This is a genomic window from Actinomadura harenae (assembly GCF_003696215.1).
GTDB classification, from domain to species: Bacteria; Actinomycetota; Actinomycetes; order Streptosporangiales; family Streptosporangiaceae; genus Spirillospora; species Spirillospora harenae.
Window position 1 is genome coordinate 198026 of the sequence record NZ_RFFG01000001.1, and the last position, 22807, is coordinate 220832.

Here is a 22807-nt window from a genome sequence, read left to right on the forward strand (position 1 = left end):
CGCCCCTGCCCGGCGCGAACAGCGACGCTAGGAGGTCAGGCGAACGGGCATGGCGAGGTAGCGGAAACCGGTGTCCGCGTCCAGGTCGGACTGTTCGTCCTCCTTCTGGGAGTCGGGGATGCCGGTGAGCAGGGCGGCCTTGGTCGGACCGGCGCATTCGAGACGGGCGAACTCGGAACGGATGCCGGCGAGCCCGTCCAGCAGGTACTGCGGGCTGAAGGCGATGTCGATGGCGTCGCCGTCGAGCTCGGCGGACATCGACTCGTTCGCGCGCGCGGCGTCGCCGGAGGCCGCGCGGATGCTGACCTCGCTCCCGGTGAACGCCAGCCGGACGGGCGTGTTGCGCTCGGTGACCAGCGCGACGCGCTTGATCGCCTCCGCGAACGCCGCCGTGCGGACGCGGGCCACCGACGTCCACTCGCCGGTGATCCGCTTGCGGTAGTCGATGTACTGGTCGTCGAGCAGGCGCGTGGTCATGCTGCGGTCGCCGCCGGACACCCCGATCAGGGTGTCGTCCACGCCGGACAGGCCCAGCGAGACCGTCGCGCCCGGCCGGATGGCCTTGGCCGTGTCGGCGAGGGTGCGGGCGGGCACGACGACGCCCGCGCGGAAGTCGCCGGCGTCCGGGGACCAGGTGAGCTCGCGGGCGGCGATGCGGTACCGGTCGGTGCAGGCCAGCCACATGGTGTCGCCCTCGAGATCGAGGCGGACGCCGGTGAGCATCGGCAGCGTGTCGTCGCGCCCGGCGGCCGGGGTGACCTGCGCGACCGCCGCGGCGAACGCGTCGCCCGCGACCGTTCCGGCGCGGGCGGGCGGCTCGGGGAGGGTGGGGTAGTCCTCGACGGGCATGGTCTGGAGGCCGAACTCGGCGCTGCCGCAGCGCAGCACGAGCTCGGCGTCCTTGGTCAGGAACTCGACCGGCCGCGCGGGCAGGCTGCGGACGATCTCGGCGAGCAGCCGGCCGGGGACCAGGACGCGGCCGGGCTCGGCGACATCGGCGTCCACGCGGGCCTGGGCGGACACCTCGTAGTCGAACCCGGCCAGCTCCAGGCCTCCGCCGTCGTCGGCGACCAGGCGCAGACCCGCGAGGACGGGCTGCGCCGGGCGTGCGGGAAGGGTGCGGGCGGCCCAGGCCACGGCGTCGGCGAGCGCCCCACGATCGACCCGGAACTCCATGATCTCCCCTTCACTGGTCGGGAACCGGCGGCGTCCCGAACCTAACGTCCGCCACCGACAGAACTCCCCCGCGCGGGGGAGCCGGTCGACCGGCACGGGGGAAGCGCAGGTCAGGGGCGCGTCGGCAAGATCGGATCCATGCAGATCAGCCCAGTCCGCACCCAGGTCGCCCCGGCCCCCGCCGCTCCCGTCCGTCCCGCGAACCCCGCCGCGAGCGTCCGGCCTTCGGCCCCCACCGCCGGTCACACGCCGGCCCGGCGGCGGACCGCCTTCGGACGCGTCGCCGTTCACGCGGCCGCGCTCTGGGGTGTGCTGTTCTCGGCCGTCCACGTCTACTGGCTGGCGGACGGACGGCTCGGGCTCCCCCACGGACGCAGCATCTACGGGACGCCCGCGCTCCTGGTCATCGACGTGATCGCCGTCCCCGCGTCGCTGGTCGCGGCCGGGATGGCGCTCGCGCTCCTCCGCTCCTGGGGTGAACGCCTGCCGCAGCGGATGCTCAACACCGCCCTCTGGGGGACGACGGCACTGCTCATCGTGCACGCGCTGCCCAGCGTGCCCGACTGGATCGCCCTCTCTACGGGCGCGCGCGATGCGGCGACCCTAAGCGCGGAGGACCGGTTCGTCACATTCCTCTACGAGCCCTGGTTCATGGCCGGTGGCGTGCTGTTCGGCCTTGCCACCGGGCTCATGCGGCGTCGCCAAAGCCCCGCGCACGCGGTGCACGGGGCCTGACGGCCATCGCTCAGAACAGAACGGCGGACTCCTCGGCGGACTGGTGCGAGCGCTCGAAGTCGAGCAGGAACCGCTTGCGCTCGATGCCGCCTCCGTAGCCGGTGAGGCTGCCGGTCGAGCCGACGACCCGGTGGCACGGGACGATGATCCCGATCGGGTTGCGGCCGTTGGCGAGGCCGACCGCGCGGGAAGCGGCGGGGTTGCCCAGCTCGACGGCCAGCTCGCCGTAGCTCACGGTCTCGCCGTACGGGATCCGGGTCAGGGCGTCCCAGACGCTCCGCTGGAACTCGGTGCCCTTCAGCTTGAGCGGCAGCTCGAACTCGTGCAGGTCACCGGCGAAGTAGTCCCTGAGCTGGGACGCGACGGACACGAACGGCTCGTCCCCGGGGTCTCCGGGCGTGCCGAAGGTCTCCTCCTCCGGACGGTGCCGCTGCTGGGCCATGTAGAGCCCGACCAGTTCCGGACCGTCCGCGACCAGCGTCAGCGGCCCGACCGGGCTGTCGATCACGACGTGGGTGTTCACAGCAGATCTCGATTCATGCGGATTGGTCGTGTAGGTCGGTCATGCGGGTCGGTCATGCGGGAATGGTGTTGATGGCGTGGTCGCCCGTCGCCCACAGATGCTGGACGGCGTACGAGCGCCAAGGGCGCCAGGCCGCCGCGCGCCGGGTCAGGGCGGCCGGGGTGACGGGCAGGTCGAGGGCCCGCGCGGCATAGCGGATGCCCAGGTCGGAGGCGATGAACGCGTCCGGGTCGCCGAGCGAGCGCATCGCGATGGTCTCGGTCGTCCAGGGTCCGATACCGGGCAGTTCCGCCAGTTTCGCACGGGCCTCGTCCCAGTCGGCGCCGACGCTGAGGTCCAGGTCTCCGGACGCGAGGGCCGTGACCAGGGACTTCAGGGTCGTCCGGCGGGATTCGGGGAACGCGAGGTTCTCCTCGTCCACGTCCACGAGCGCCCCGGGCATCGGGAACAGGTGGGTGAGGCCGCCGCCGGGATCTTCCACCGGCTCCCCGTGCGCGCGCACGAGCCGCGCCGCGTGGGTGCGCGCGGCGGCGGTGGACACCTGCTGCCCCAGAACGGCCCGGATCCCGAACTCCGCGCCGCACGCCGTCCGCGGCACGCGTCGTCCGGGGGCCTTGCGGACGAGCGGCTCGAGCACCTCGTCGGCGGACAGCAGCTCGTCCACGGCCTCCGGGTCGGCGTCCAGGTCCAGCATCCACCGGCACCGGCTGATCGCGATCGTGAGATCGCGCAGGTCGTTGAGGGTGAGCGTGCAGGCCACGTACGTCGGGGTCGGCTTGAGCGCGACGATGCCGGGGCCGTGCGGAAGCCTCAGCGTGCGCCGGTACGCGCCGTCCCGCCACTCCTCCACGCCCGGGACGGCCGTGGCGGCGAGGTGCCCGAACAGGTTGTCCGGATAGAACGGCTGGCGGAACGGCAGTCGCAGCGACAGCGTCCCGTTCGCGGCGACCGGATGGCCACGGGCCACTCGATCACGCAATTCGGTCGGCGTCTGGGCGAAAACCTCACGAATCGTTTCGTTGAACGCCCTGATCGAAGCGAATCCGGAAGCGAACGCCACGTCCGACATCGGCAGGGCGCTCGTCTCGATCAGCAGCCGCGCGGTCTGCGCGCGCTGGGCCCGGGCGAGCGCGAGCGGGCCGGCGCCGAGTTCGGCGCGCAGCTGCCGCTCGATCTGCCGGGTGCTGTAGCCGAGCCGGGTCGCCAGGCCGGGAACGCCCTCGCGGTCGACGACGCCGTCCGCGACCAGGCGCATCGCGCGGCCGACGACGTCCGCGCGGTGGTTCCACTCCGGCGAGCCGGGGCTGGTGTCGGGACGGCAGCGCTTGCAGGCCCGGAATCCGGCCTGCTGAGCGGCCGCCGCGCTCGGGTAGAAGCGCATGTTCTGCGGCTTCGGCGGGACGGCCGGGCAGCTCGGACGGCAGTAGATCCCCGTCGTCACCACCGCGGTGAAGAACCACCCGTCGAACCGGGCGTCCTTCGCCTGGACGGCCCGCACGCACCGTTCCGTGTCCTCATGCATGCCTCCAGCATCACCGAGGACCGGGGCTTTCACTAGCGGAAAAACGACATCAACATCACCGCCGGACGCCCGCGGCGCCCGCGTTCACCCTCGCCAGGACGCCAAAAAGCCGCAGTTCAGCGCTTTCCGGCGAGAGCGTAGAGCATGACGCCCACCGTGATCGCGCCGATCCCCGCCCAGCCGACCCCACCGGGCGCGGACGAGTGCAGGATGACCGGTTCCAGCATCGCCACGAAAACGACCTCGGCGGCCTGGGTGGCCTCGACGGCGGCCAGGCGCATCGGGTGGGAGCGCTCACGGTTGGTCGCGGCGAAGAAGAGCGTGGTCGCGATCACGCCGGAGAAGACCGCGACGACCGCGGTCGCGCTGAGCTGCCCGCTCGTCGGCAGCCCCGCCCGGAGACCGCCGATCACCGCGATGACCAGCCAGAACGGCAGGCTGGCCAGGGACATCGCGGCGAGCCGCTGGAAGGTGTCCAGGCCGTCCCCGGCGAGGTCCATCGCGCGCCGGTTGCCGACCGGGTAGGCGACCGCGCCGAACAGCACGGCCCCGACGCCCAGCGCGGCCTTCCAGGTCAGCGCGGACTGCCCGCCGCCCAGCTGGGTCACGAACACCCCGGCCAGGATCAGCCCGGACAGCGCCAGACCCCGCATCGGCACCCGGCCGCGCTCGTCGCCCCGCCCGTACAGCAGCGGCGCCAGGACGACCCCGCACACGATCGTGACCTGCCACGTCGCGGCGACCATCCAGCCGGGAGAGGTCGTCGCCGCGAAGCACAGCGGCGCGTAGAACAGGCCGAAGCAGACCGTGCTCCACAGCATCCAGCGTCCGGGGGCCGCCCGCAGCGCGCCGAGGACCGGCCCCAGCCCGAGCTCCGGAGCGGACTCCGCGCTCGCCCGGGACGCGCGTGCGCCGCGCACGGCGACGATCGCCAGGAAGATCGGCAGCGAGTAGAGGAAGCGCAGCGACGCCGTCCACTCCCACGCGCCGCCGCCGACCGCCATCAGGCGGTTCGCGATGAACGACGAGGAGAAGAACAGAGCGCCGAGCACGCCCAGGCCGATCGAGGCCGTCGCTCCGCCGCCCGGCCACGTCGCGCCCAGCCGCCGCCGTCGTCCCGCGGGACGCCCCCAGGCCCGCGCGTCCGCCATGGTCATCGTTCCAGCGCTCACCGCGCCCCCTTCCCGGAGGCCCGACCCTATCCGGAGCGAAAACCATCGAACGTCATGACCCGGGAGGTAATCGATCTTCCGCACGGACCGCGACAGAGTTGAACACGTCGGGACGGGCCCGGCACGAAGGGAAGATCATGAACAACGTGCAGCAGCAGATCGAGCGCTACATCGCCACCTGGAACGAGACGGACGCCGCCGCGCGCCGCGCCGCGATCGACGAGGTCTTCGCCGAGGGCGCCGCCTACACCGACCCGCTCGCGGCGGTCGAGGGCCGCGACGCGATCGACGCCCTGATCGCCGGCGCCCAGGGCCAGTTCCCCGGCCTGGTGTTCCGCCTGCTCGGCCCGGTCGACACGCACCACGACATCGTCCGCTTCACCTGGGAGCTCGGCCCCGAGGGCGCCGAGGCCCCGGTCGTCGGCTTCGACGTCGCGGTGCTCGACGCGGACGGCCGGATCGCCAAGGTCCACGGCTTCCTGGACAAGGTCCCCGCGGCCGCCTGACCCGCACGCGGCTTGACCCGAACGGCAGCGCGGTGCGAACGACCCTGCGACCCGAACGGCAGCGTGGTCCGAACGACTGGATGGTCCGAACGGCTGGGTGGTCCGAACGATCGCGTGACCCGAACGGCAGCGTGACCAGGCGAGAACCGCGTGATCGGACAGGGGACGACGGCGGGGCGGCGGCGGATGTCCGCCCCTCCCCGCCGCCCGCCCCGGGACGGCCGCCCTGAGCGGCCGGGACCCGAAGCGGATGATCAGTCAGTGCGGCAGCGCCTCTTCCCGCCGAGCGCCTCGAGGACCAGGCTGAGCCCGATGCCCAGCATCCAGGAGTCCTTGGCCAGCGGAAGGCCCTGCTGGGTCGGGCGCAGGCTGCCCTCCTCGCGCATCCCCGGGATCTTCAGGTAGAGCCCGAGCAGGCCGGACGCGAACCCGGTCAGCGCCGTCCCGGCCAGCAGCGACGGGACGAACGGGAGCAGCAGCGTCGCACCGATGGCGACCTCGGCGGTGCCGAGCGTCCGGGTGAACTTCTGCGGCTCCCACTCCTTCAGGAACGGGTACGCGGTCGCGGCGGTGCCGTGGATGCCGTCCGCCATCTCCTCGGTGTTGCGGAGCTTCCCCAGCCCGGAGTTCAGGATGAACGCTCCGGTGACGATCCGCACCGGCATCTGGTGCGGACGAGCCAGAATCGACATGACGGCCTTCCGATCGCGCGACAGGAGCACCTCGGCCCCGGGCGGCGACGGTCCGGGCCCGCTGGGGCTCCCCATTCCCGCCCCACACGGGCGGAATCGCACGATGGCCAGATCTTGCCCACCCTTTGCCCCGACGCACCCGCCTCCCGACAAAGCGACCGCGCCCGCCGGGGGATCTACTGGGCCATGTCGACGAACCTGCTGTAGTGCCCCTGGAAGGCCACGGTGACCGTGGCCGTGGGGCCGTTTCGGTGCTTGGCCACGATCAGGTCGGCCTCACCCGCGCGAGGGGACTCCTTCTCGTAGGCGTCCTCGCGATGCAGCAGGATGACCATGTCGGCGTCCTGCTCGATGGAACCACTCTCACGGAGGTCGGAGACCATCGGCTTCTTGTCGGTGCGCTGCTCGGGACCACGGTTCAGCTGGGAGAGCGCGATCACGGGGACCTGGAGCTCCTTGGCCAGCAGCTTCAGCGACCGGGAGAACTCCGAGACCTCGACCTGACGGCTCTCCACGCGCTTTCCGGACGTCATCAGCTGCAGGTAGTCGATGACGACCAGGCGCAGGTCGTGCTGCTGTTTCAGCCGCCGGGCCTTCGCGCGGATCTCCATCATCGACATGTTCGGCGAGTCGTCGATGAACAGCGGGGCCTCGGCGACCTCGCTCATCCGGCGGGCCAGGCGCGTCCAGTCCTCGTCCTGCATGGTGCCGGAGCGCATCGCGTGCAGCGCGACCCGCGCCTCGGCGGACAGCAGGCGCATCGTGATCTCGTTGCGTCCCATTTCCAGGCTGAAGAACGCCGAGGTCAGCCCGTGCCTGATGGACGCGGCCCGGGCGAAGTCGAGCGCCAGGGTCGAGTTGTGCGTGGGCACGCGCGACCGTCCGACCAGGTACAGGTGGTCGGTGTTGTCGACCTGGATGCACCGGACCGGCACGCTCGCCACCGGCCGCACGTCCACGATCTTGGTGACCCGGCCGTCCGGGCCGTCGATGACGTGGACCTCGTCGAGGGTCGCGGCGATCTCTTCAGTGGTGCGGACGGCGGTGACGCCCGCGACGGACGTGCGCCACTGGTGCAGGGCGTCGGCCACGACGATCTCGCCGTCGGAGAACTCGACCTCGTGGCAGGGGCGGCCGTGCATGACCTCGGTGGCGGCCACGACCCGGGTGGGTCGTCCGTCCGCGTCGAGGACCTCGTCGCCGACCTCGAGGGCGCCCATGGTCGTCCAGCCCTCGGGGGTGGGGACGAGCGTGGACAGGCCCAGGGCCTTGCCCATCGCGGGACGGGCGGCCACGACGATCATCTGGCCGGGGTGGAGGCCGTTGGTGAGGGCGTCGAGGTCGGCGAAGCCGGTGGGGACGCCGACCATCTGGCCGCCGCGGCTGCCGATGGCCTCGATCTCGTCGAGCGCGCCGGGCATGATCTCCGACAGCGGGACGTAGTCCTCACCGGAGCGCTTCTCGGCGATGGCGAAGACCTCGGCCTGGGCGCGGTCGAGGATCTCGTCGGCGTCGGCGCCGTCGGCGTTGTAGCCCATCTGGACGATGCGGGTGCCGGTCTCGACCAGCTTGCGCAGGACGGAGCGCTCGCGGACGATCCGGGCGTAGTAGCCGGCGTTCGCCGCGGTGGGCACCGACGAGATGAGGGTGTGCAGGTAGGGGGCGCCGCCGACGCGGGCGATCTCGCCGCGCTTGGTGAGCTCGCCCGCGATGGTGACGGCGTCGGCGGGGTCGCCGCGGCCGTAGAGGTCGAGGACCGCGTCGTAGATGATCTGGTGCGCGGGACGGTAGAAGTCGGCGGTCCGCAGGACCTCGATCACCTCGGCGATCGCGTCCTGGGACAGCAGCATGCCGCCGAGAACGCCCTGTTCGGCCGGGATGTCGTGCGGCGGTGTCCGCTCGAACTCCCGATCACCGGGTTCGAGTTCGGAAACGCTCATCCCGGGCACACCCCCTCACCTCGGGCGTCGGCGGCCCCGTCCGCCTCGCCGCCGTCCAGCCACATCTATCCCAGGGCTGTGACATTCTCCCCGTCCGCCGTGCCGGGGCCAAAAGGATCTGTGGACAGGGCTGTGGAGTCCCTGTGCAGACACGCCGGGAAGGTTGTGCACGACCTGTGGACAACCCTGGGGAAATCTTCGGCAGGTTTTCCACGTTGAGGCTCTGACCTGCAAAAACGTCATCCACCGCCTGTGTGGGAAAGAAAGTCGGGCAAGTCGCCCCGAGTAAGGGGAGTACGATGAACGCCGATTACCTGACATCGGCGTGACGAGGGCCATGAGCGCATCCCGCAGGCAGGACCGCGAGATCCTGCGGCTGGCCGTGCCGGCCTTCGGCGCGCTGGTCGCCGAGCCCCTCTTCCTCCTCTCGGACTCGGCCATCGTCGGGACGCTCGGCACCGCGCCCCTCGGCGGCCTCGGGGTGGCGAGCCAGCTCCTGACCACCCTGGTCTACCTGTCGGTCTTCCTCGCGTACGGAACGACCGCAGGCGTCGCGCGCCAGGTCGGCGCAGGAAACGTGCGCGCCGGCATCAGGCAGGGCGTGGACGGCATGTGGCTCGCCCTCGCCATCGGCGCGGGCGTGGTCGCCGTGGGGCTGCCTATGGTCCCGTGGCTGGTGGACATCTTCGGGGCGTCCCCCGAGGTGGACCCCTACGCGCGCACGTATCTGGCGATCAGCCTGCTCGGGGTGCCGTCCATGCTGGTCGTGCTCGCCGGGACGGGCGTACTACGCGGACTGCAAGACACACGCACCCCGCTCCTCGTCTCCCTAGGCGGCTTCTCACTGAACCTGGCGCTGAACGCCGTCTTCGTCCTCGGGCTCGACTGGGGCATCGCCGGATCGGCCTGGGGGACGGTCATCGCACAGACGGCCAGCGCGGCGGTGTACGTGGCCGTGGTCGTACGCGCGGCACAACGGCACGGGGCGAGCATGCGCCCGGACCTGGCGGGCCTGCGGACGGCCGCGTCCGCAGGGGCGTCCCTGTTCGTGCGGACGGCCGCGCTACGCCTCGTGCTGATCGTCGGGACGTCCGTGGCCGCACGCATGGGAGACGCCCAGATCGCGGCCTACCAGGTCGGTTTCCAGGTGTGGACGCTGTTGGCGTTCGCCCTGGACGCGCTCGCCATCGCCGGCCAGGCCATCACCGGCCGATACCTCGGCGCATCGGACGCCGCTCGTGTGCGCGCGGTTACGCGGCGGATGGTCGTCTGGGGCGTGGGCTGCGGCGTGGTGTTCGGCCTGGCGATCCTGGCGATCCGCCCCTGGCTGCCCTCGCTCTTCACCTCGGATCCGGACGTCCGGCACCTGCTCCTGGCGTCGCTGCTGATCGTGGCCGTGCTCCAGCCGATCGCGGGCGTGGTGTTCGTCCTGGACGGCATCCTCATCGGGGCGGGCGACGGCCGGTACCTCGCGTGGACGACGCTCATCGCCACGGTGGTCTTCCTGCCCGCCGCCCTGACCTCCTACTGGGCGGGCTGGGGCCTGACCGGCCTGTGGTGCGCGATCGGCCTGTGGATGCTCACCCGGATGGTCACCCTCGGCGCGCGCGCACGAGGCGATGCCTGGCTGGTGACCGGCGCCGTCCGGCATCCGAGGGAGGACGTCGCCACCACGTGACGAGGCCGACCTTCACGGACATAGCGTCAGCCTCGCCCGTCCCGGGCGTCCCAGTCGCTACTATTCGAACATGTGTTCCCCTGAGGGCGAGGGCATCGACCGGCTCGCCGACGCGATCGACGATCTCGCCGACGCCGGTCCCGACGCGCTCGGCCCCGAGGAGCTCGCGGCCCGCATCGCGGGCCTGTGGTCCCTCGTCGAAGACCTCGACCCCGAGATCGCCCGCCGCCGCTCCCTCTACGACCGGCCCCGGCCCTCCGGCTGACGGCCCTCAGCCGCCGGACGCGACGGCGATCGAGCCCTGGGCGACCGCGCACAGCGTCTCGACGCCGTCGCCGTCCACGGTCGAGATGTCGCAGCGGCAGACGACGCGCGTGCGCCCGGCCCGGACGACCTCGGCGCGTGCGCGCAGGGTCTCGCCAAGGGCGGGCTTCAGATAGTCGATGCTGAATCCCGCCGTGACCAGGTTCGCGCCCGCCACCGTACCCGCGGCGAAGGTCAGCGTGTTGTCGGCCGCGTAGGCGAGGACGCCGCCGTGCACGAGACCGTTCTGCTGCCGCAACTCGTCGCGGATGTCGATTTCGAGCGTGGCCACGCCGTCGGCGAAGGCCGTGATCCGCGCTTCCAGCAGGCGGCTGAACGGCTGCGCGTCCAGGACCTTCCGCGCGAGGTCCAGATCGAGTTCCATGGGCCACATCCTCACTTCACTGGTGAAGTGAGGATGGTCCGGAGCGGCCGACCCTGTCAAGATCGACGCATGGCCGAACCCGAGGAGCGCCTCTTCTTCCTGCTGCAACGCGCCGCGCACCGGCAGCGGATCGTGGCCGACCGGCGCTGCCAGGCCGCCGCCGGGATCACCACGGCCCAGCTCGGCGCGCTGTTCGCCGTCCAGGAGCGGCCCGGACTCACCCAGCGGGAGCTCGCCCGGACGCTGGGCCTGCGCGAGTCCGCCGTCACCGCGCTCGTCGCCCGGCTGACCTCGGCGGACCTGGTCGTCCGCGAACCGCACCCGGACGAGCACCGGGCCGTCGTGCTGCGCCTCTCCTCCGCCGGGGAGGACGCCCTGCGCGCCGCACGCCCCGCGCTCGACCGGTTCAACGCCGAGCTGCGCGCCGTCCTGGGCGACACCGCGTTCACCGATACGGCCGCCGCCCTCAGCAGACTCGCCGCCGACTGACCGCGCGCCCTGCCAGCCGATCCACGGCATCCACAGCTCGCCACGCTCGACAAGGACGCCCAACAACCCCCGTCCAGGGGCCGCGTACAGCGCCGCGTCCCAGAGCCCTATCTGCGCCGGAATGGCTGCGGCAGGGAGCTGGCGTCGCCGGGCGAAGGCAGACCTACGCCATCCGGCATGTCCGGGACGCCCGGGACCGGTGACGAGAGCAGGGCCTGCGGGCCCAGGCGCAGCGCGACGGCGTCGCGCAGGTCGGGGAGCCGCGCGTAGAGGCGGTCGCCCGGGCAGTCGGTGTCGTTCAGGTCGCGGTGCCCGATGATCGCGAGGGACGGCGTGAGCTTGTACCGGACGCACAGCCAGGCGCAGACCTCGATCAAGGAGCCCCAGAGTGCGTCGGGGACGTCCTCGGTCTTGTAGGTGCCCTCGTTCTCGATCCCGATCGTGTGGGAGTTGTTGCGCAGGGCCTGCGCGCCGACGACGTGCTTGCCCGCGCGGATGGCGTCCAGGCTGCGGTTGCGGCCCTCCATGACGACGCCCCCGCGGCTGATGGTGAGCTGCTGCCCGCTGTCGGCCCAGCCGCGTCCCTGCATGTGGAAGCGCTGGACATCGCGCGACAGCTGGTAGGCGTGCTCGAGGGACATGTCGGGCGAGTTCGGGGTCGACGTGTGGTGCACGATGATCCGGTCCGGCGCCCGGTCCAGGATCTTGGCCGGACGCAGCGGCGGCCGCGCCTTCCACTCACGACGCGGATGGACGACCGGTCGCGGCCTTCCCTCCGCCCGCGGCGGCACGTCGTCCGGCACGTGACCGGCCTCGTCCGGATACGCGTCTCCGGGCGGCGGGTCGCCGAGGGACGAGCCGTCACCGCCCCCAGTGCCGTCGTACGTGCCGTCGCCATGGCCGTCGGGTGTGGGGCGGGGCCCCGGAACGTTCTCCGCCATGGCCGTATTCTGCGGGCCGCACAGGGCGTCCGCCGTCCAGAGCCCCAGGACGCCGCCGAGCACGCTCCGCCGGGTCACCGCTTCGAGCCGTCCCGGAGAGTTCCGCGGATGGGCCCGTTCCGGCCGATCCGGCCGATCCGGCTGATCCGCGTGTTCGGGCACGTCCGACGAAAGACCCTGCATGCCGACCCTTTCGAACCAACGGTGTGGTTACGGAAAGTAGCTCGCAGGCGGGTCCCACCCCAAGCACCCGGCGGTTCACTGACGTTTCACATGAAACGGAAACGACCGGACCCCCGAAGCGGGGATCCGGTCGTCCGATACCGGGGCGGACTCAGCCCTCGAGGACGTCGACGTCGATCGAGGCGCTGACCTCCGGGTGCAGCCGGACGCTGACCCGGTGGGTGCCGACGGTCTTGATCGGGTTGCCGATCTCGATCCGGCGCTTGTCCAGCTCGGGGCCGTCGGCGGCCTGGACCGCGGCGGCGATGTCGGCGGCGGTCACAGCGCCGAAGAGGCGGCCGTTGGCGCCGGTACGGGTGCGCAGGTTGACCTTGAGCGCCTGCAGGCGCCCGGCGATCTCCTTGGCGTGCTCGACGGTCGCGATCTCGCGGGCCGAACGCGCCTTCTTGATCGAGTCGATCTGCTTCTCGGCTCCGCGGGTCCACTGGATCGCGAAGCCGCGCGGGACGAGGTAGTTGCGGCCGTAGCCGTCACGGACCTCGATGACGTCGCCGGGCTCGCCGAGGCCGGTGACCTGCTGGGTCAGGATGAGCTTCATGGTGTTACGTCCCCCTGACTCAGCGCGCGGTGCTGGTGTAGGGCAGCAGCGCCATCTCACGGGCGTTCTTGATCGCCGTGGCGACGTCCCGCTGGTGCTGGGTGCAGTTGCCGGTTACGCGACGGGCGCGGATCTTGCCGCGGTCGGAAATGAACTTCCGCAGCAGGACCGTGTCCTTGTAGTCGACGTAGGAGATCTTCTCCTGGCAGAACACGCAAACCTTCTTCTTCGGCTTGCGCGGAGGTGGCTTCGCCATCGTGGTGCTCCTTTGGGGAGAGCCCCGCTCACGCGGGAATGGACGTGGTGTGAATGGTTAGAAGGGGGGGTCGTCGGTGAACCCGCCGCCCCCGCCGCCGCCGCCGGTGGCCCAGGGGTCGTCGGCCGGGGCCCCGCCGGGGCCTCCCTGACCGCCGCCGCCGAAACCGCCGCCGCCGGACTGGCCGCCGCCCTGCTGGCCGCCGAAGCCGCCACCGCCGCCGAAGCCCCCTCCGCCGCCGCCCTGCCGCTGGGTCTTGTTGACCTTCGCGGTGGCGCTGCGCAGGGACGGGCCGACCTCGTCGACCTCGACCTCGAACACGGTGCGCTTCTCACCCTCGCGCGTCTCGTACGAGCGCTGCTTGAGCCGGCCCTGCACGATCACCCGCATGCCTCGCTGCAGGCTCTCGGCGCAGTTCTCCGCCGCCTGCCGCCAGACGTTGCAGGTCAGGAACAGCGACTCGCCGTCCTTCCACTCGTTCGACTGGCGGTCGAAGGACCGCGGGGTCGAGGCGATGCGGAAGGAGGCGACCGCCTGGCCGCTCGGGGTGAAGCGCAGATTCGGGTCCTCGACGAGGTTCCCGACGATCGTGATTACGGTGTCGCCTGCCATGGGGCTTCGCTCCGGCTGGTGTTGGGCTGGACCGCTCCGGCTCAGTGGACCTCGGGGCGGATGACCTTGGTACGCAGGATCGTCTCGCTCAGGTTGAGCTGGCGGTCGAGTTCCTTGACCGTCGCGGGCTCAGCCGTGAGGTCGATCACCGCGTAGATGCCTTCGGACTTCTTCTGGATGTCGTAGGACAGCCGACGGCGGCCCCAGACATCGACCTTCTCGACACTTCCGCCGTCGTCCTTGACGACCTTCAGGAACGGGTCGAGGGCGGCACCGGCGGTGCGCTCGTCGACCGCGGGGTCGAGAATGGTCATGACTTCGTAGCGACGCATGCTTGTCCCTACCTCCTCTGGACTGATGCGGTCACGGTCTCTCCGTGACAGGAGGGCTCTTGCGTCCATCGCGGCCGCGCCTTCCGGCGCCCGTCCACACTGGTGGACCGGCCGCGAGACCGATACAGGCTATCAAGACTCGGCAGCGTGTGAGCCATTCCCCGGCTCCCACCCCGCCGTACCGCCTCGACCGCGAGCGACCCGGCCGCGCCTGTGGGGCATGCCCCGCTCGCGGCGGTCACCAGACGCCTGTACCCCGGCTCGGACACGCCGTCGGTTCCGGACGGACCGTCAGTTCCGGACGGACGCGGCGTGCTGTGCCGGACGGGCGCAGCGGCGGCGTTCGAGCTCGGTCATGATGTCGACCATCCGCGCCCGCATGCGGGCGGTCTGGGTCGTCAGCATGGACAGTTCCTCGACGAGCTCGGCGTCGCCGATGACCGCCAGTTCGCTCTCCCTCATGATCAGTCCCTCCCCGGCCGGACGCGTCCGGTCGAATTCCTGTTCGACGTTACCGGGTGCCGCCGACATTTCCGCGCACGCGCTCCGGATTGATCCCCGCCCCGTCCGGGAATCTCTGGGAGGTGCACGGCTCGTCCCGCCTCGGGCGGACGGCGGGCACGGCACGGGCACGCAACGGACCCCGAACCACACACCGCACCGAGCGAGGGGGTGTCCCGATGCCACAGGAGGTAGCGGGGGGCAGCGGCAAGAGCGAGGCCGTCGGCGCACGCGCGCCCGCGCGCGCGGGTGGTGAACGGCACGCGCTCCAGGACGGGCTCGCCGGCGCCGCGATCACGGTCGGGCTGATCGCCCTGGTCCTCGGCTGGATCCCGGCGACCCACTTCTTCGGCGCGCTGGCCGGCGTGATCGGCTTCCCCCTGGCGCTGTACTCCCAGATGACGTCCAGGACGACGGGTGAGCGCTGGCTGAACATCATCGGCCTGGTCGCCTCGTTCGTCGGGTTCGGCTTCGCGCTGCGCCACGGCGGTTTCGGCATCTGAGGCATCTGAGCCACCCGAGCCACCTGGGGCACCCGAGCCCGGAGGCCGCGGGCCCAGGGGTTCGGCGGCCGAGACCGCGAGATCGGGTGTCCTGCGCTTCAGGGGGCGGGGGGCCGGCAGGCGGATAGGCTCGTCACCATGCGCATCGGAGCCCACGTCGACCAGACCAACCCGCTCGACAGCGCCCGCGCCCGGAACGCGGACGTCGTCCAGTTCTTCCTGGGCGACCCGCAGGGCTGGAAGAAGCCGGTCATCCCCGAGGGCGCGGCCGACCTGGCGGGCTCCGGCGTGGACGTCTTCATCCACGCGCCGTACGTCATCAACGTCGCCACGTCCAACAACCGGATCCGGATCCCGAGCCGCAAGCTGCTCGCGCAGCACCTGGAGGGCGCCGCGTCGGTCGGCGCGAAGGGCCTGATCGTGCACGGCGGGCACGTGCTGAAGGACGACGACCCGGAGACCGGGTTCGAGAACTGGCGCAAGGTGTTCGAGCGGCTGGACGACGTCCCCGTGCCAGTGCTGATCGAGAACACCGCGGGCGGCGGCAACGCGATGGCCCGCAAGTTCGACCGGATCGCCCGGCTCTGGGAGGTTCTGGCGGGCGTCCCCGGCCTGGACTCCAAGATCGGGTTCTGCCTGGACACCTGCCACGCGCACGCGGGCGGCGAGGACCTCGCGGACGCCGTCGACCGGATCAAGGCGATCACCGGGCGGATCGACCTGGTGCACTGCAACGACAGCCGGGACGCCTTCGACTCCGGCGCGGACCGGCACGCCAACCTGGGCGGCGGCACGATCGACCCGGAGCTGATCCTCGGCGTGGTCCGCGCCGCGGGCGCGCCGGTCGTCGTCGAGACGCCGTCGGACGGCCAGGCCGCCGACATCGCCTTCCTCCGCGACCACCTCTCCTGACCGTTCCGCGCCTTCTCGTCCGGCCCGGAACTCCCCTCGCACGCCCGCTTCCGGGCGGCCGTCATGGCCGTCCGGAGCCTCGGTGCGCACGTGAGCTGGCCGGTGTCGGCCGTGGAGAGTGGGAACTCGTGGCGCGCGGTGGGAACCGGGTCAGGGTGCAAACCATCTAATATCGCGCAGACCCGATGTCAGGTCACACTGGCATAATCCGGATACCCCCTACCATCAGCGCACGCGCGGAGCAGCTGCGACAGCGGGCGCGCGACCCGATCGGGAACTTCATGGCACAGCCCCCCTACGACCCGTACGGCGGTTACGGGCAGGACCCCTACGCCGCCCAGCAGCCCCCGCCGTACCAGCCCGCGCCGATGCCCGCCCCTGTCCAGCACAACTACTACGGCGGCCATGTCGCCGCGCCGCGCAACAACGGCATGGCGACCACGTCGATGGTCCTGGGCCTGATCGGGATCTTCTTCTGCGGTTTCACGGCCGTGCTCGCGATCATCTTCGGGCACATCGCGCAGAGCCAGATCAAGCGCACCGGCGAGGGCGGCGCCGGGATGGCCACGGCCGGCCTGATCCTCGGCTACATCGTCTCCATCGGGTGGATCATCTTCTGGATCTTCTACATCGGGCTCTGGGCGGCGATGGTCGGGTCGTCCAGCACGGGAACCACGTACTGATCACGACGATTCTCAGGTGAGACGGGGGACACCCGCGACCTCGACACCGACGCTGGACAGCATCACGGTCATCGGGGTCGGGGTGTCGCGCCACGACGCGACGGCCTCGGCGAAGACGTCCAGGGCCGTCCGGAAGGACGCCTGGTCGGCGTCGGCGAGTTCGGCCCAGGACTCGTAGAGCACCACGTAGCCCTGCTCGGCCGGGGCCCAGGAGAGATCGGTGAGGCAGTCCTCCAGGGCGTCCCAGTTGTTCCCGAAGTAGTCGGGCAGGTCGAACGCCTCGGCGCACAGGCGCAGGAACGCGTCCTTGTCGCGGGCGCGGCGGCCGTCGAGGTGGAAGGGGCGCCAGCCCTGTTCCGCGGCGCGCTCCATCCAGCCGAGATCGTGGGAGGCGGCGCGTCCCGGGGCCGCCCGCCACTGGTAGACGCCCGGCTTGAGCCGTCCGGTCAGCAGCTCGTCGAGTGCTTGGTTCGCGTCCACGTCAACTCCCGAAATCCGTGTCCGTCCCGTGGCGGACGGATCATCCCCCGGTGACCCGGACGAAACTGCGGTAGTGGTCCTGGGTGTAGTAACGCTCACCGGCCCGCCCGCCGATGAGGCGGCGCGCCCCGCGGTCGCCCGCGCCCGGCGTCGGGACGGTGTACTCCTTGTAGTACCCGGTCGGCTCGGACGGCAGCCGCCGCTCGCGGTTCGCGAAGGTGATCCCGTCCCTGCGGTAGGGGAACGGGCCGCCGGCGGCGATCAGCCTCAGGGTGCGCTGCGCCTCGGCGGGCAGGCTCGACGCCGGGACCTCGCGCATCCCGCCGGACGGCGCCGACGTGCGACCGGTCCTGGGCACGCCGGCCGTCTGCCGGACGCCGTTCCGCGAGGACGGCCCGGACGCGCCCGCCTCGTCGCCCGACGTCCCGCCGCAGGCCGTGAGCCCGGTCAGCGCCAGCAGCGGCGCGAGGACCAGCGCCGGCAGTGTCCGTCGAAGCCTTCGGCCGACCGTCATCGGTACGCCACCCTCCTTGTGCACCCGGTGATCGTCGCACACGGCCGGAGCCTCCCGTCCCGTCCGACGCGCTGACCTGCGAAATCGTGGCCGGGCACTGCGGTGTGCCGACTCCGTGACGGTCGCGGGGCTCAGTGGTAGGCCCAGTTGAGCATGCGGGTGGCGTCGCGGAAGCGGACGCCCGGGCGGGTTCGGGAGCTGTCGAGGACGGATCCGTAGAGCGTGCGCCCGTGGCGGCGCGCGGCGAACAGGAAGCTGTAGCCGGCCTGGGAGGTGAAGCCGCTCTTGATGCCGAGCAGGCCGGGATAGCGGCCGAGGAGCGTGTCGGTGCTGTACCAGACGTACCGTCCGTGGGCGGGCGTCCTGTGGGCGGCGTACCGGTCGCGGTCGACGATGTCGCGGAGCTCCGGGAAGCGCATGGCGTACCGGCCGAGCGTGACCAGGTCGCGGGCGGTGGACCAGCCGGGCGACGGCGGAAGGCCGGACGGGTCGTTGAAGTACGTGTCGCGCAGGTGGAGGCGGCGGGCGGTCCGGTCCATCTTCCGGATGAAGCGGGCGCGCCCAGGGCCGTAGGCGGTGGCGAGGGCCGAGGCCGCGTCGCATCCGGACGGCAGCAGCATCGCGGTGAGCAGCTCGCGGGCGGTGAACCGCTCGCCCGGTCGCAGGTGCGCGGTCGAGCCGCGCCGCGCCGTGGCGTACGCGAGGTCGGAGGAGCGGACGCGGATCCGCCGGTCGAGGTGCCCCTCGCGCAGGACGACCAGTGCGGTCATCACCTTCGTGATGCTGCCGATCGGGCGGCGCGTCCGGGAGTTGCGGGCCCAGAGCGCGTGGCCGGACGAGTCGTCCATGAGGAAGGCCGACCGCGCGTGGACGCCGCGGGGGGCTCCGGCGTCGCCGTGCGAGGAGGACTGTGGAGAGGACTGCTGGGAGGACTGCTGGGAGAAGTCGGCGCCCATGGGCGTTCTGGTGGGTGATGCCGCGGTCGCGGGCGGGGCGAGGGCGGTGAGGGCGAGGCTCAGGCCGGCTGGGGCGACCATGAGGAGCGTGATCCGCATGACCGGGTGAGTACCCCTCCGACCTGCGGATTCATTCGGCGCTTCCGAGATCTTGACCTTGGCGGCCCGGAATCGGGCGAGATGCCCCGGGGCGGGGCGGCCGGACGAGCTCAGGAAGGACCGGTCGGCGGTGAAACGCGAACGGCGGGACGCGCCCCGGGCCCTGGGGAGCGTCCCGCCGTTCTCACGTGTGGCCTGCGGCCGGTGGCGGTCGCCGAACTAGCGGGCGAGCTTCCAGGTGTGGAGCTTGCCGCACTTCAGGTTCTTGAAGGTCACGCCGTGCTTCGTCACGGTGACCTTGTCGGCCCAGCACAGCTTGGCGCCGAGGTAGCCGGTCTCGGGGGCGCTGAAGGTCGCCTTGTACAGCGCGTTGGACTTGGTCCAGTTGACGCCCGGACGGCCCCACTTGCCGCCCTTGGTCGCCTGCCAGTGCTCGAAGACCAGGTACTTGCCGTTCTTGGCGGTCTTCCTGAGGTCCAGGCTGGACTTGAAGCCCTTCTTGGAGATCGTGTACGCCCCGTTGGCCTTGCCACCCTTCACCGACAGGTTCCAGCCGTGCGCCTTCGCGGTGCTCGCGTCGGTCGTCGCGGCCATAGCGGTACCAGTGGTCAGGGCGCCGACGAGTCCCATCGTGCCCAGAGCCATAGCGGTACGCCGCATGTGTCCTCCTCGGTAGGGGGTTTGACGATCCGCCACTTTTCCGATTTTCCGGACGACACGCAAGCGTCCCCAGGTGAAATAACCCACGCGTGGGATGAAGGTTGCGTTTACCCTGCCCAGCCACCGGAGGTAAAGGTGAGCAACTGAAGCACCGCGAACGGGACGGCGGCCGCCATGATGGCCCCGAACAGCCAACGGTGACGAAGGGCCAGCATTCCGAACCAAAGCCACAAAGGCCACCACAGCAGCGTCGCGCGCCCGATCGACAGATAGAAGGACGAGGTCATCAGGGCCGCGAGCTGAAGCCCGACATAGGCCAACTCCGGCCAGCGCCGCCGATAAAGCAGATAAAGCGAGAGAAGAACACCGACCGCCGCGGCGAAGATCTCGATACGGAACGCGAGCGTGAATTCATAATTGGTGTCGAACGCCGATCGCCACGTGAGGGAGAACGCGTCCCAAGGCATGGTGAATTGGCGATGCCAGCCGGCCTCCTGCGCGTGCTGCCACGCCATCCAGTCGCCGGTCCGGTGCCATTGGTACGTCATGTACGCGGCGAGCGGGGTGAACGGCAGGACCAGCCAGGCGAGCGGCGCCCAGCCCTGCTCACGCCGTCCGCGCCGTCCGACCAGGTACTCCACGATCATCGCGAGGACGAGGAACAGCCCGGTGATCCGGACGGCCGAGGCGGGCGTCGCGAGCAGCGCGGCCCACGCCCAGCGGCCACGTCGCGCCATCAGCCACGCGGGCAGCGCGAACGCCAGGAACAGCGACTCCGAATAGCCCGCGAACAGGAACACGGCCGCCGGGCCCGCCAGCATCGCCGCGACCGCGCCGACGCCTACCGTTCCGGCGTCGTCCTCCAGTTCGCGCTCGGTTGGTTCGTGCTCGGTGTCGGCTGCGGCATGGCCGTTCGCCGATACCGCCGACCTGCGGACGGTCGTCCGCGACACCGCCACGTCCGTCGCGTGGACGCCGCGACGGACCGTCCGCCCGCCGCCGTTCTCCGAATCCTCGGCGTCGGCGGTGATACGGGACGTCCAACCGGACAACCGCGCCCGGATCATGCCGGTGCGGCGCGGGGCGGCGCGCAGTTCGTCCTCGGCGAGGCGACCGAGCGCGAGCGCCGCGACACCACCGGCGACGAAAGAGATCAGCAGCCCCGCGAACTTGTGGTCACCGCCCGTGAAAAGCCCGACGAACTTGAGAGCGAGCGGATAACCAGGGAAGAATGCGGGCCATCCTGGATCGAACTTCTCGCCGGGGACGCCCCCGTAACCGTAGGTCGCGATGTTGAGGAAACGCACCGCGTCCCACTGGGCCCAGCGGTCCAGGTACGGCTTGCCGTCGTAGATCGACGGCAGCACCCGGGGCACGACGGCGACGAAGAACATCACGCCGACCCAGGACCCGAGCCAGAGGGCGAGCGCACGGCGGTCACTCGGCCGGAGCCGGCCGGTAGGTAGCCTCACTGTGCCATCAAATCCTGATCGTCCGGGTGCTCGGTCGGCATACTCGTTCGTCTCATTCCATAGTCCGCGTAGCTAAGGGGGCCCGGCGCATGGATCCGGTCGCGATAGGCGAACCGCTGGGGCCGTGGGATCCCAGGACGCTGGGCTCGTACGATATCCGCCGCCGACTGGGGCGCGGCGGGCAAGGCGTCGTCTATCTGGCCGAATCGGCCGAGCACGGCCTGGTCGCGATCAAACTGCTCGGCGGCGACGCGCCCGGCGCGGTGTCCGACGACGTGGCCCGCCGGTTCTCCCGCGAGGCGGACGCGGCGATGGCCGTCGCGCAGTTCTGCACCGCCCGCGTCCTGTCGGTCGGCAGCGACCAGGGACGGCCCTTCCTGGTCAGCGAGTACGTGCCCGGACCGTCCCTGCAGGCGCTGGTCGGCGAGCGCGGCCCGCGGACCGGATCCGACCTCGACCGGATCGCCGTCGCCACCGCCACCGCGCTCGTCGCGATCCACGAGGCCGGCATCGTGCACCGCGACTTCAAGCCCGCCAACGTCATCATGGGCCCGGACGGCCCGCGGGTGATCGACTTCGGCATCGCCCGCGCGTCCGGGCCGGAGGCCGCCACGACCACCGCCGTCGTCGGCACCCCCGCCTACATGGCCCCCGAGCAGATCAGCAGCACGTCCCCGACCGGCGCCGTCGACGTGTTCGCCTGGGCCGCCACCCTGGTCTTCGTCGCCACCGGTAGTCCGCCGTTCGGCGCGGACGCCATGACGACCCACCGCATCCTGCACGAGCCGCCCGCGCTGGACGGCGTCCCCGAACGCCTCCTGCCGCTGATCACCGCCTGTCTCGACAAGGACCCGTCCCACCGTCCGGCCGCCGACCAGCTCCTGCTGCGCCTGCTCACCGGACGCGCCTCCGGGACCGTCCCGCAGCAGCCCACGGCGTCCCAGATCCTCGGCCTGGGCGCCGACCTCGCCGCGAGCCCCCTCCAGTCCGGCGACCAGAACGCCCGCACGGACGCGAGGCGGAACTCCCCGGCGGCGACGCAGAGCTCCCCGGGCACAGCTCAGGGCTCCCCGAGTGCAGCGCAGGGTGCCCCGATGGTGCCCACGGGTGGTCCCGGGAGTCCCGCGGCGACGGCCGCGCATGTGCCTGGGCATCCTGGATTCCCAGGTCAGGGCCCCTCCTCCGGGCATCCCGCCGCCGCGCACTCTCCCGCGACGCAGCCGCCCGCCCACGTGGCGGCGGCCCACGGCATGGGGGCGGCGGGCCCGCTCTCGCCCCCGCAGACGATGCCGGGCGCACCCGCACCCGCGCCCGCGCCCGCCCCCTCGCCCAAGCGTCGCGTCAATCCGATGGCCGGGGCCGCCGCGGGCGTCGCGGCCGGACTCATCGTCGCCGGGACGGCCGCGTACGCGTTCTGGCCGGACGGCCACTCCTCCGCTCCCGTCGCCGCGACCGGCAGGTCCGGGCCGTCCTCGCCGACGACACCGGCGAAGTCCCCGAAGCGGGCCAGCACTCCCGCGGTGGCGAAGAAGGGCGGCAGCCCGAGCGAGTCGCCGTCCAAGTCACCCAGCCCCAGCAAGTCGCCGTCCCCGGACGGGAACAAGACCCCGAAGACCACCGGTAGCTGGTCGGCTCCGTCCGCCGCGCCCGGCATCAGCGCCTCCGGCAACTGGGACACCAGGGGCGGGCGGTTCGTCGGGACGCTGGTCCTGCGCATGTCCGCGTCCACGGGCTGGGCCGTCTTCGAGCACCAGCATTCCAACGGCGGGCCTCAATGCGACTACGGCGTCGAGTTCGCCAAGCCGGGCGAGACGCACACGTCGAGCTTCGGGTCCAAGTGCACCGGCATGTTCCGCGTCCGCACGTGCCTGGCGAGCAACGTCGACACGAGCGGCGCCTACCCGCAGATCACCTACAGCCGCTGCACCGCCTGGCGGACCATCTTCCAGTGACCTCGCACGAATAGCCCTGGGCGCGAACAAGG

27 protein-coding genes are annotated in these 22807 nt (G+C 71.6%); 9 read left to right on the top strand and 18 right to left on the bottom strand.

The genetic code is table 11. From position 1 onward, the window contains the following. Positions 1-27: 27 nt before the first annotated feature. Positions 28-1176 carry a DNA polymerase III subunit beta gene (gene dnaN / locus EBO15_RS00885; protein ID WP_122192317.1) on the bottom strand — a complete coding sequence of 383 codons (1149 nt, stop codon included), beginning with the start codon at positions 1174-1176 and terminating at the stop codon, positions 28-30. 138 nt (positions 1177-1314) lie between these two features. Here dnaN and EBO15_RS00890 point away from each other — a divergent pair, with 138 nt between their 5' ends. Beyond that, a complete protein-coding gene (locus EBO15_RS00890) occupies positions 1315-1911 on the top strand; it encodes a DUF3995 domain-containing protein (RefSeq protein WP_122192318.1) in 597 nt (198 codons plus the stop codon). A gap of 10 nt (positions 1912-1921) precedes the next feature. Here the strand turns inward: EBO15_RS00890 and EBO15_RS00895 are convergent, their stop codons facing one another. The 3 genes from EBO15_RS00895 to EBO15_RS00905 form a co-directional block, all read right to left on the bottom strand. Next, complete coding sequence (locus tag EBO15_RS00895; protein WP_122192319.1) at positions 1922-2434, bottom strand: methylated-DNA--[protein]-cysteine S-methyltransferase; 513 nt, start codon at positions 2432-2434, stop codon at positions 1922-1924. Positions 2435-2486: 52 nt separating this feature from the next. After that, entirely contained in the window at positions 2487-3956 is a 1470-nt protein-coding gene (locus tag EBO15_RS00900; protein ID WP_122192320.1) for an AlkA N-terminal domain-containing protein, read from the bottom strand. Positions 3957-4072: 116 nt separating this feature from the next. Next, a complete protein-coding gene (locus EBO15_RS00905) occupies positions 4073-5128 on the bottom strand; it encodes a DMT family transporter (RefSeq protein ID WP_147481334.1) in 1056 nt (351 codons plus the stop codon). 137 nt (positions 5129-5265) lie between these two features. Between EBO15_RS00905 and EBO15_RS00910 the strand changes: the two genes are divergently transcribed. Then, on the top strand, positions 5266-5634 hold the full coding sequence (locus EBO15_RS00910) for a nuclear transport factor 2 family protein (RefSeq protein ID WP_122192377.1): 369 nt from the start codon (positions 5266-5268) through the stop codon (positions 5632-5634). Between the two features lie 254 nt (positions 5635-5888). Here EBO15_RS00910 and EBO15_RS00915 read toward each other — a convergent pair whose 3' ends face one another. Both EBO15_RS00915 and dnaB read right to left on the bottom strand, forming a co-directional pair. After that, entirely contained in the window at positions 5889-6326 is a 438-nt protein-coding gene (locus tag EBO15_RS00915) for a hypothetical protein (protein ID WP_122192378.1), read from the bottom strand. 176 nt (positions 6327-6502) lie between these two features. Continuing rightward, complete coding sequence (gene dnaB, locus EBO15_RS00920; RefSeq protein ID WP_122192322.1) at positions 6503-8266, bottom strand: replicative DNA helicase; 1764 nt, start codon at positions 8264-8266, stop codon at positions 6503-6505. Between the two features lie 337 nt (positions 8267-8603). Between dnaB and EBO15_RS00925 the strand changes: the two genes are divergently transcribed. Further along, positions 8604-9944 (top strand): MATE family efflux transporter, encoded by a 1341-nt coding sequence (locus EBO15_RS00925; RefSeq protein WP_122192323.1) that lies wholly within the window; start codon positions 8604-8606, stop codon positions 9942-9944. A gap of 70 nt (positions 9945-10014) precedes the next feature. Then, entirely contained in the window at positions 10015-10209 is a 195-nt protein-coding gene (locus EBO15_RS00930) for a hypothetical protein (protein ID WP_122192324.1), read from the top strand. Between the two features lie 6 nt (positions 10210-10215). On the opposite strand, the gene EBO15_RS00935 is transcribed toward EBO15_RS00930, so the two are convergent. Next, the gene (locus EBO15_RS00935; RefSeq protein WP_122192325.1) at positions 10216-10632 is read right to left on the bottom strand and encodes a PaaI family thioesterase; all 417 of its coding nucleotides are present in this window, start codon (positions 10630-10632) and stop codon (positions 10216-10218) included. Positions 10633-10701: 69 nt separating this feature from the next. Here EBO15_RS00935 and EBO15_RS00940 point away from each other — a divergent pair, with 69 nt between their 5' ends. Next, complete coding sequence (locus tag EBO15_RS00940) at positions 10702-11121, top strand: MarR family winged helix-turn-helix transcriptional regulator (protein ID WP_122192326.1); 420 nt, start codon at positions 10702-10704, stop codon at positions 11119-11121. A 107-nt stretch (positions 11122-11228) separates the two neighbouring features. On the opposite strand, the gene EBO15_RS00945 is transcribed toward EBO15_RS00940, so the two are convergent. The 6 genes from EBO15_RS00945 to EBO15_RS45050 all read right to left on the bottom strand — a co-directional run bounded on the left by EBO15_RS00945 (position 11229) and on the right by EBO15_RS45050 (position 14505). Continuing rightward, positions 11229-12140 carry a peptidoglycan recognition protein family protein gene (locus tag EBO15_RS00945; protein WP_233615843.1) on the bottom strand — a complete coding sequence of 304 codons (912 nt, stop codon included), beginning with the start codon at positions 12138-12140 and terminating at the stop codon, positions 11229-11231. 256 nt (positions 12141-12396) lie between these two features. Next, positions 12397-12843, bottom strand: a complete 447-nt coding sequence (gene rplI / locus EBO15_RS00950; RefSeq protein ID WP_122192327.1) for a 50S ribosomal protein L9 — start codon at positions 12841-12843, stop codon at positions 12397-12399. A gap of 19 nt (positions 12844-12862) precedes the next feature. Then, on the bottom strand, positions 12863-13099 hold the full coding sequence (gene rpsR, locus EBO15_RS00955; RefSeq protein WP_026403973.1) for a 30S ribosomal protein S18: 237 nt from the start codon (positions 13097-13099) through the stop codon (positions 12863-12865). Positions 13100-13156: 57 nt separating this feature from the next. Beyond that, positions 13157-13711, bottom strand: coding sequence for a single-stranded DNA-binding protein (locus EBO15_RS00960; protein ID WP_122192328.1), 555 nt, complete (start codon positions 13709-13711; stop codon positions 13157-13159). 41 nt (positions 13712-13752) lie between these two features. Then, on the bottom strand, positions 13753-14043 hold the full coding sequence (gene rpsF / locus EBO15_RS00965) for a 30S ribosomal protein S6 (RefSeq protein ID WP_122192329.1): 291 nt from the start codon (positions 14041-14043) through the stop codon (positions 13753-13755). A 291-nt stretch (positions 14044-14334) separates the two neighbouring features. Next, positions 14335-14505, bottom strand: a complete 171-nt coding sequence (locus EBO15_RS45050; RefSeq protein WP_199744257.1) for a hypothetical protein — start codon at positions 14503-14505, stop codon at positions 14335-14337. A 218-nt stretch (positions 14506-14723) separates the two neighbouring features. Between EBO15_RS45050 and EBO15_RS00975 the strand changes: the two genes are divergently transcribed. From EBO15_RS00975 to EBO15_RS00985, 3 genes are all read left to right on the top strand, one after another. Next, positions 14724-15047 carry a hypothetical protein gene (locus EBO15_RS00975; protein WP_199744258.1) on the top strand — a complete coding sequence of 108 codons (324 nt, stop codon included), beginning with the start codon at positions 14724-14726 and terminating at the stop codon, positions 15045-15047. Positions 15048-15185: 138 nt separating this feature from the next. Next, positions 15186-15959 carry a deoxyribonuclease IV gene (locus EBO15_RS00980; protein ID WP_122192331.1) on the top strand — a complete coding sequence of 258 codons (774 nt, stop codon included), beginning with the start codon at positions 15186-15188 and terminating at the stop codon, positions 15957-15959. A 281-nt stretch (positions 15960-16240) separates the two neighbouring features. Further along, positions 16241-16642 (top strand): DUF4190 domain-containing protein, encoded by a 402-nt coding sequence (locus EBO15_RS00985; protein ID WP_122192332.1) that lies wholly within the window; start codon positions 16241-16243, stop codon positions 16640-16642. Positions 16643-16654: 12 nt separating this feature from the next. On the opposite strand, the gene EBO15_RS00990 is transcribed toward EBO15_RS00985, so the two are convergent. The 5 genes from EBO15_RS00990 to EBO15_RS01010 all read right to left on the bottom strand — a co-directional run bounded on the left by EBO15_RS00990 (position 16655) and on the right by EBO15_RS01010 (position 20745). Then, on the bottom strand, positions 16655-17122 hold the full coding sequence (locus EBO15_RS00990) for a barstar family protein (protein ID WP_122192333.1): 468 nt from the start codon (positions 17120-17122) through the stop codon (positions 16655-16657). A gap of 40 nt (positions 17123-17162) precedes the next feature. Further along, positions 17163-17636 (bottom strand): ribonuclease domain-containing protein, encoded by a 474-nt coding sequence (locus EBO15_RS45690; protein WP_122192334.1) that lies wholly within the window; start codon positions 17634-17636, stop codon positions 17163-17165. A 131-nt stretch (positions 17637-17767) separates the two neighbouring features. Then, positions 17768-18691 carry a D-alanyl-D-alanine carboxypeptidase family protein gene (locus EBO15_RS01000; RefSeq protein WP_122192335.1) on the bottom strand — a complete coding sequence of 308 codons (924 nt, stop codon included), beginning with the start codon at positions 18689-18691 and terminating at the stop codon, positions 17768-17770. A gap of 219 nt (positions 18692-18910) precedes the next feature. Further along, a complete protein-coding gene (locus EBO15_RS01005; RefSeq protein WP_147481335.1) occupies positions 18911-19351 on the bottom strand; it encodes a hypothetical protein in 441 nt (146 codons plus the stop codon). Positions 19352-19458: 107 nt separating this feature from the next. Continuing rightward, complete coding sequence (locus tag EBO15_RS01010; protein WP_122192337.1) at positions 19459-20745, bottom strand: hypothetical protein; 1287 nt, start codon at positions 20743-20745, stop codon at positions 19459-19461. Positions 20746-20912: 167 nt separating this feature from the next. Here EBO15_RS01010 and EBO15_RS01015 point away from each other — a divergent pair, with 167 nt between their 5' ends. Beyond that, positions 20913-22775, top strand: a complete 1863-nt coding sequence (locus tag EBO15_RS01015; RefSeq protein ID WP_122192338.1) for a serine/threonine protein kinase — start codon at positions 20913-20915, stop codon at positions 22773-22775. Positions 22776-22807 lie beyond the last annotated feature (32 nt).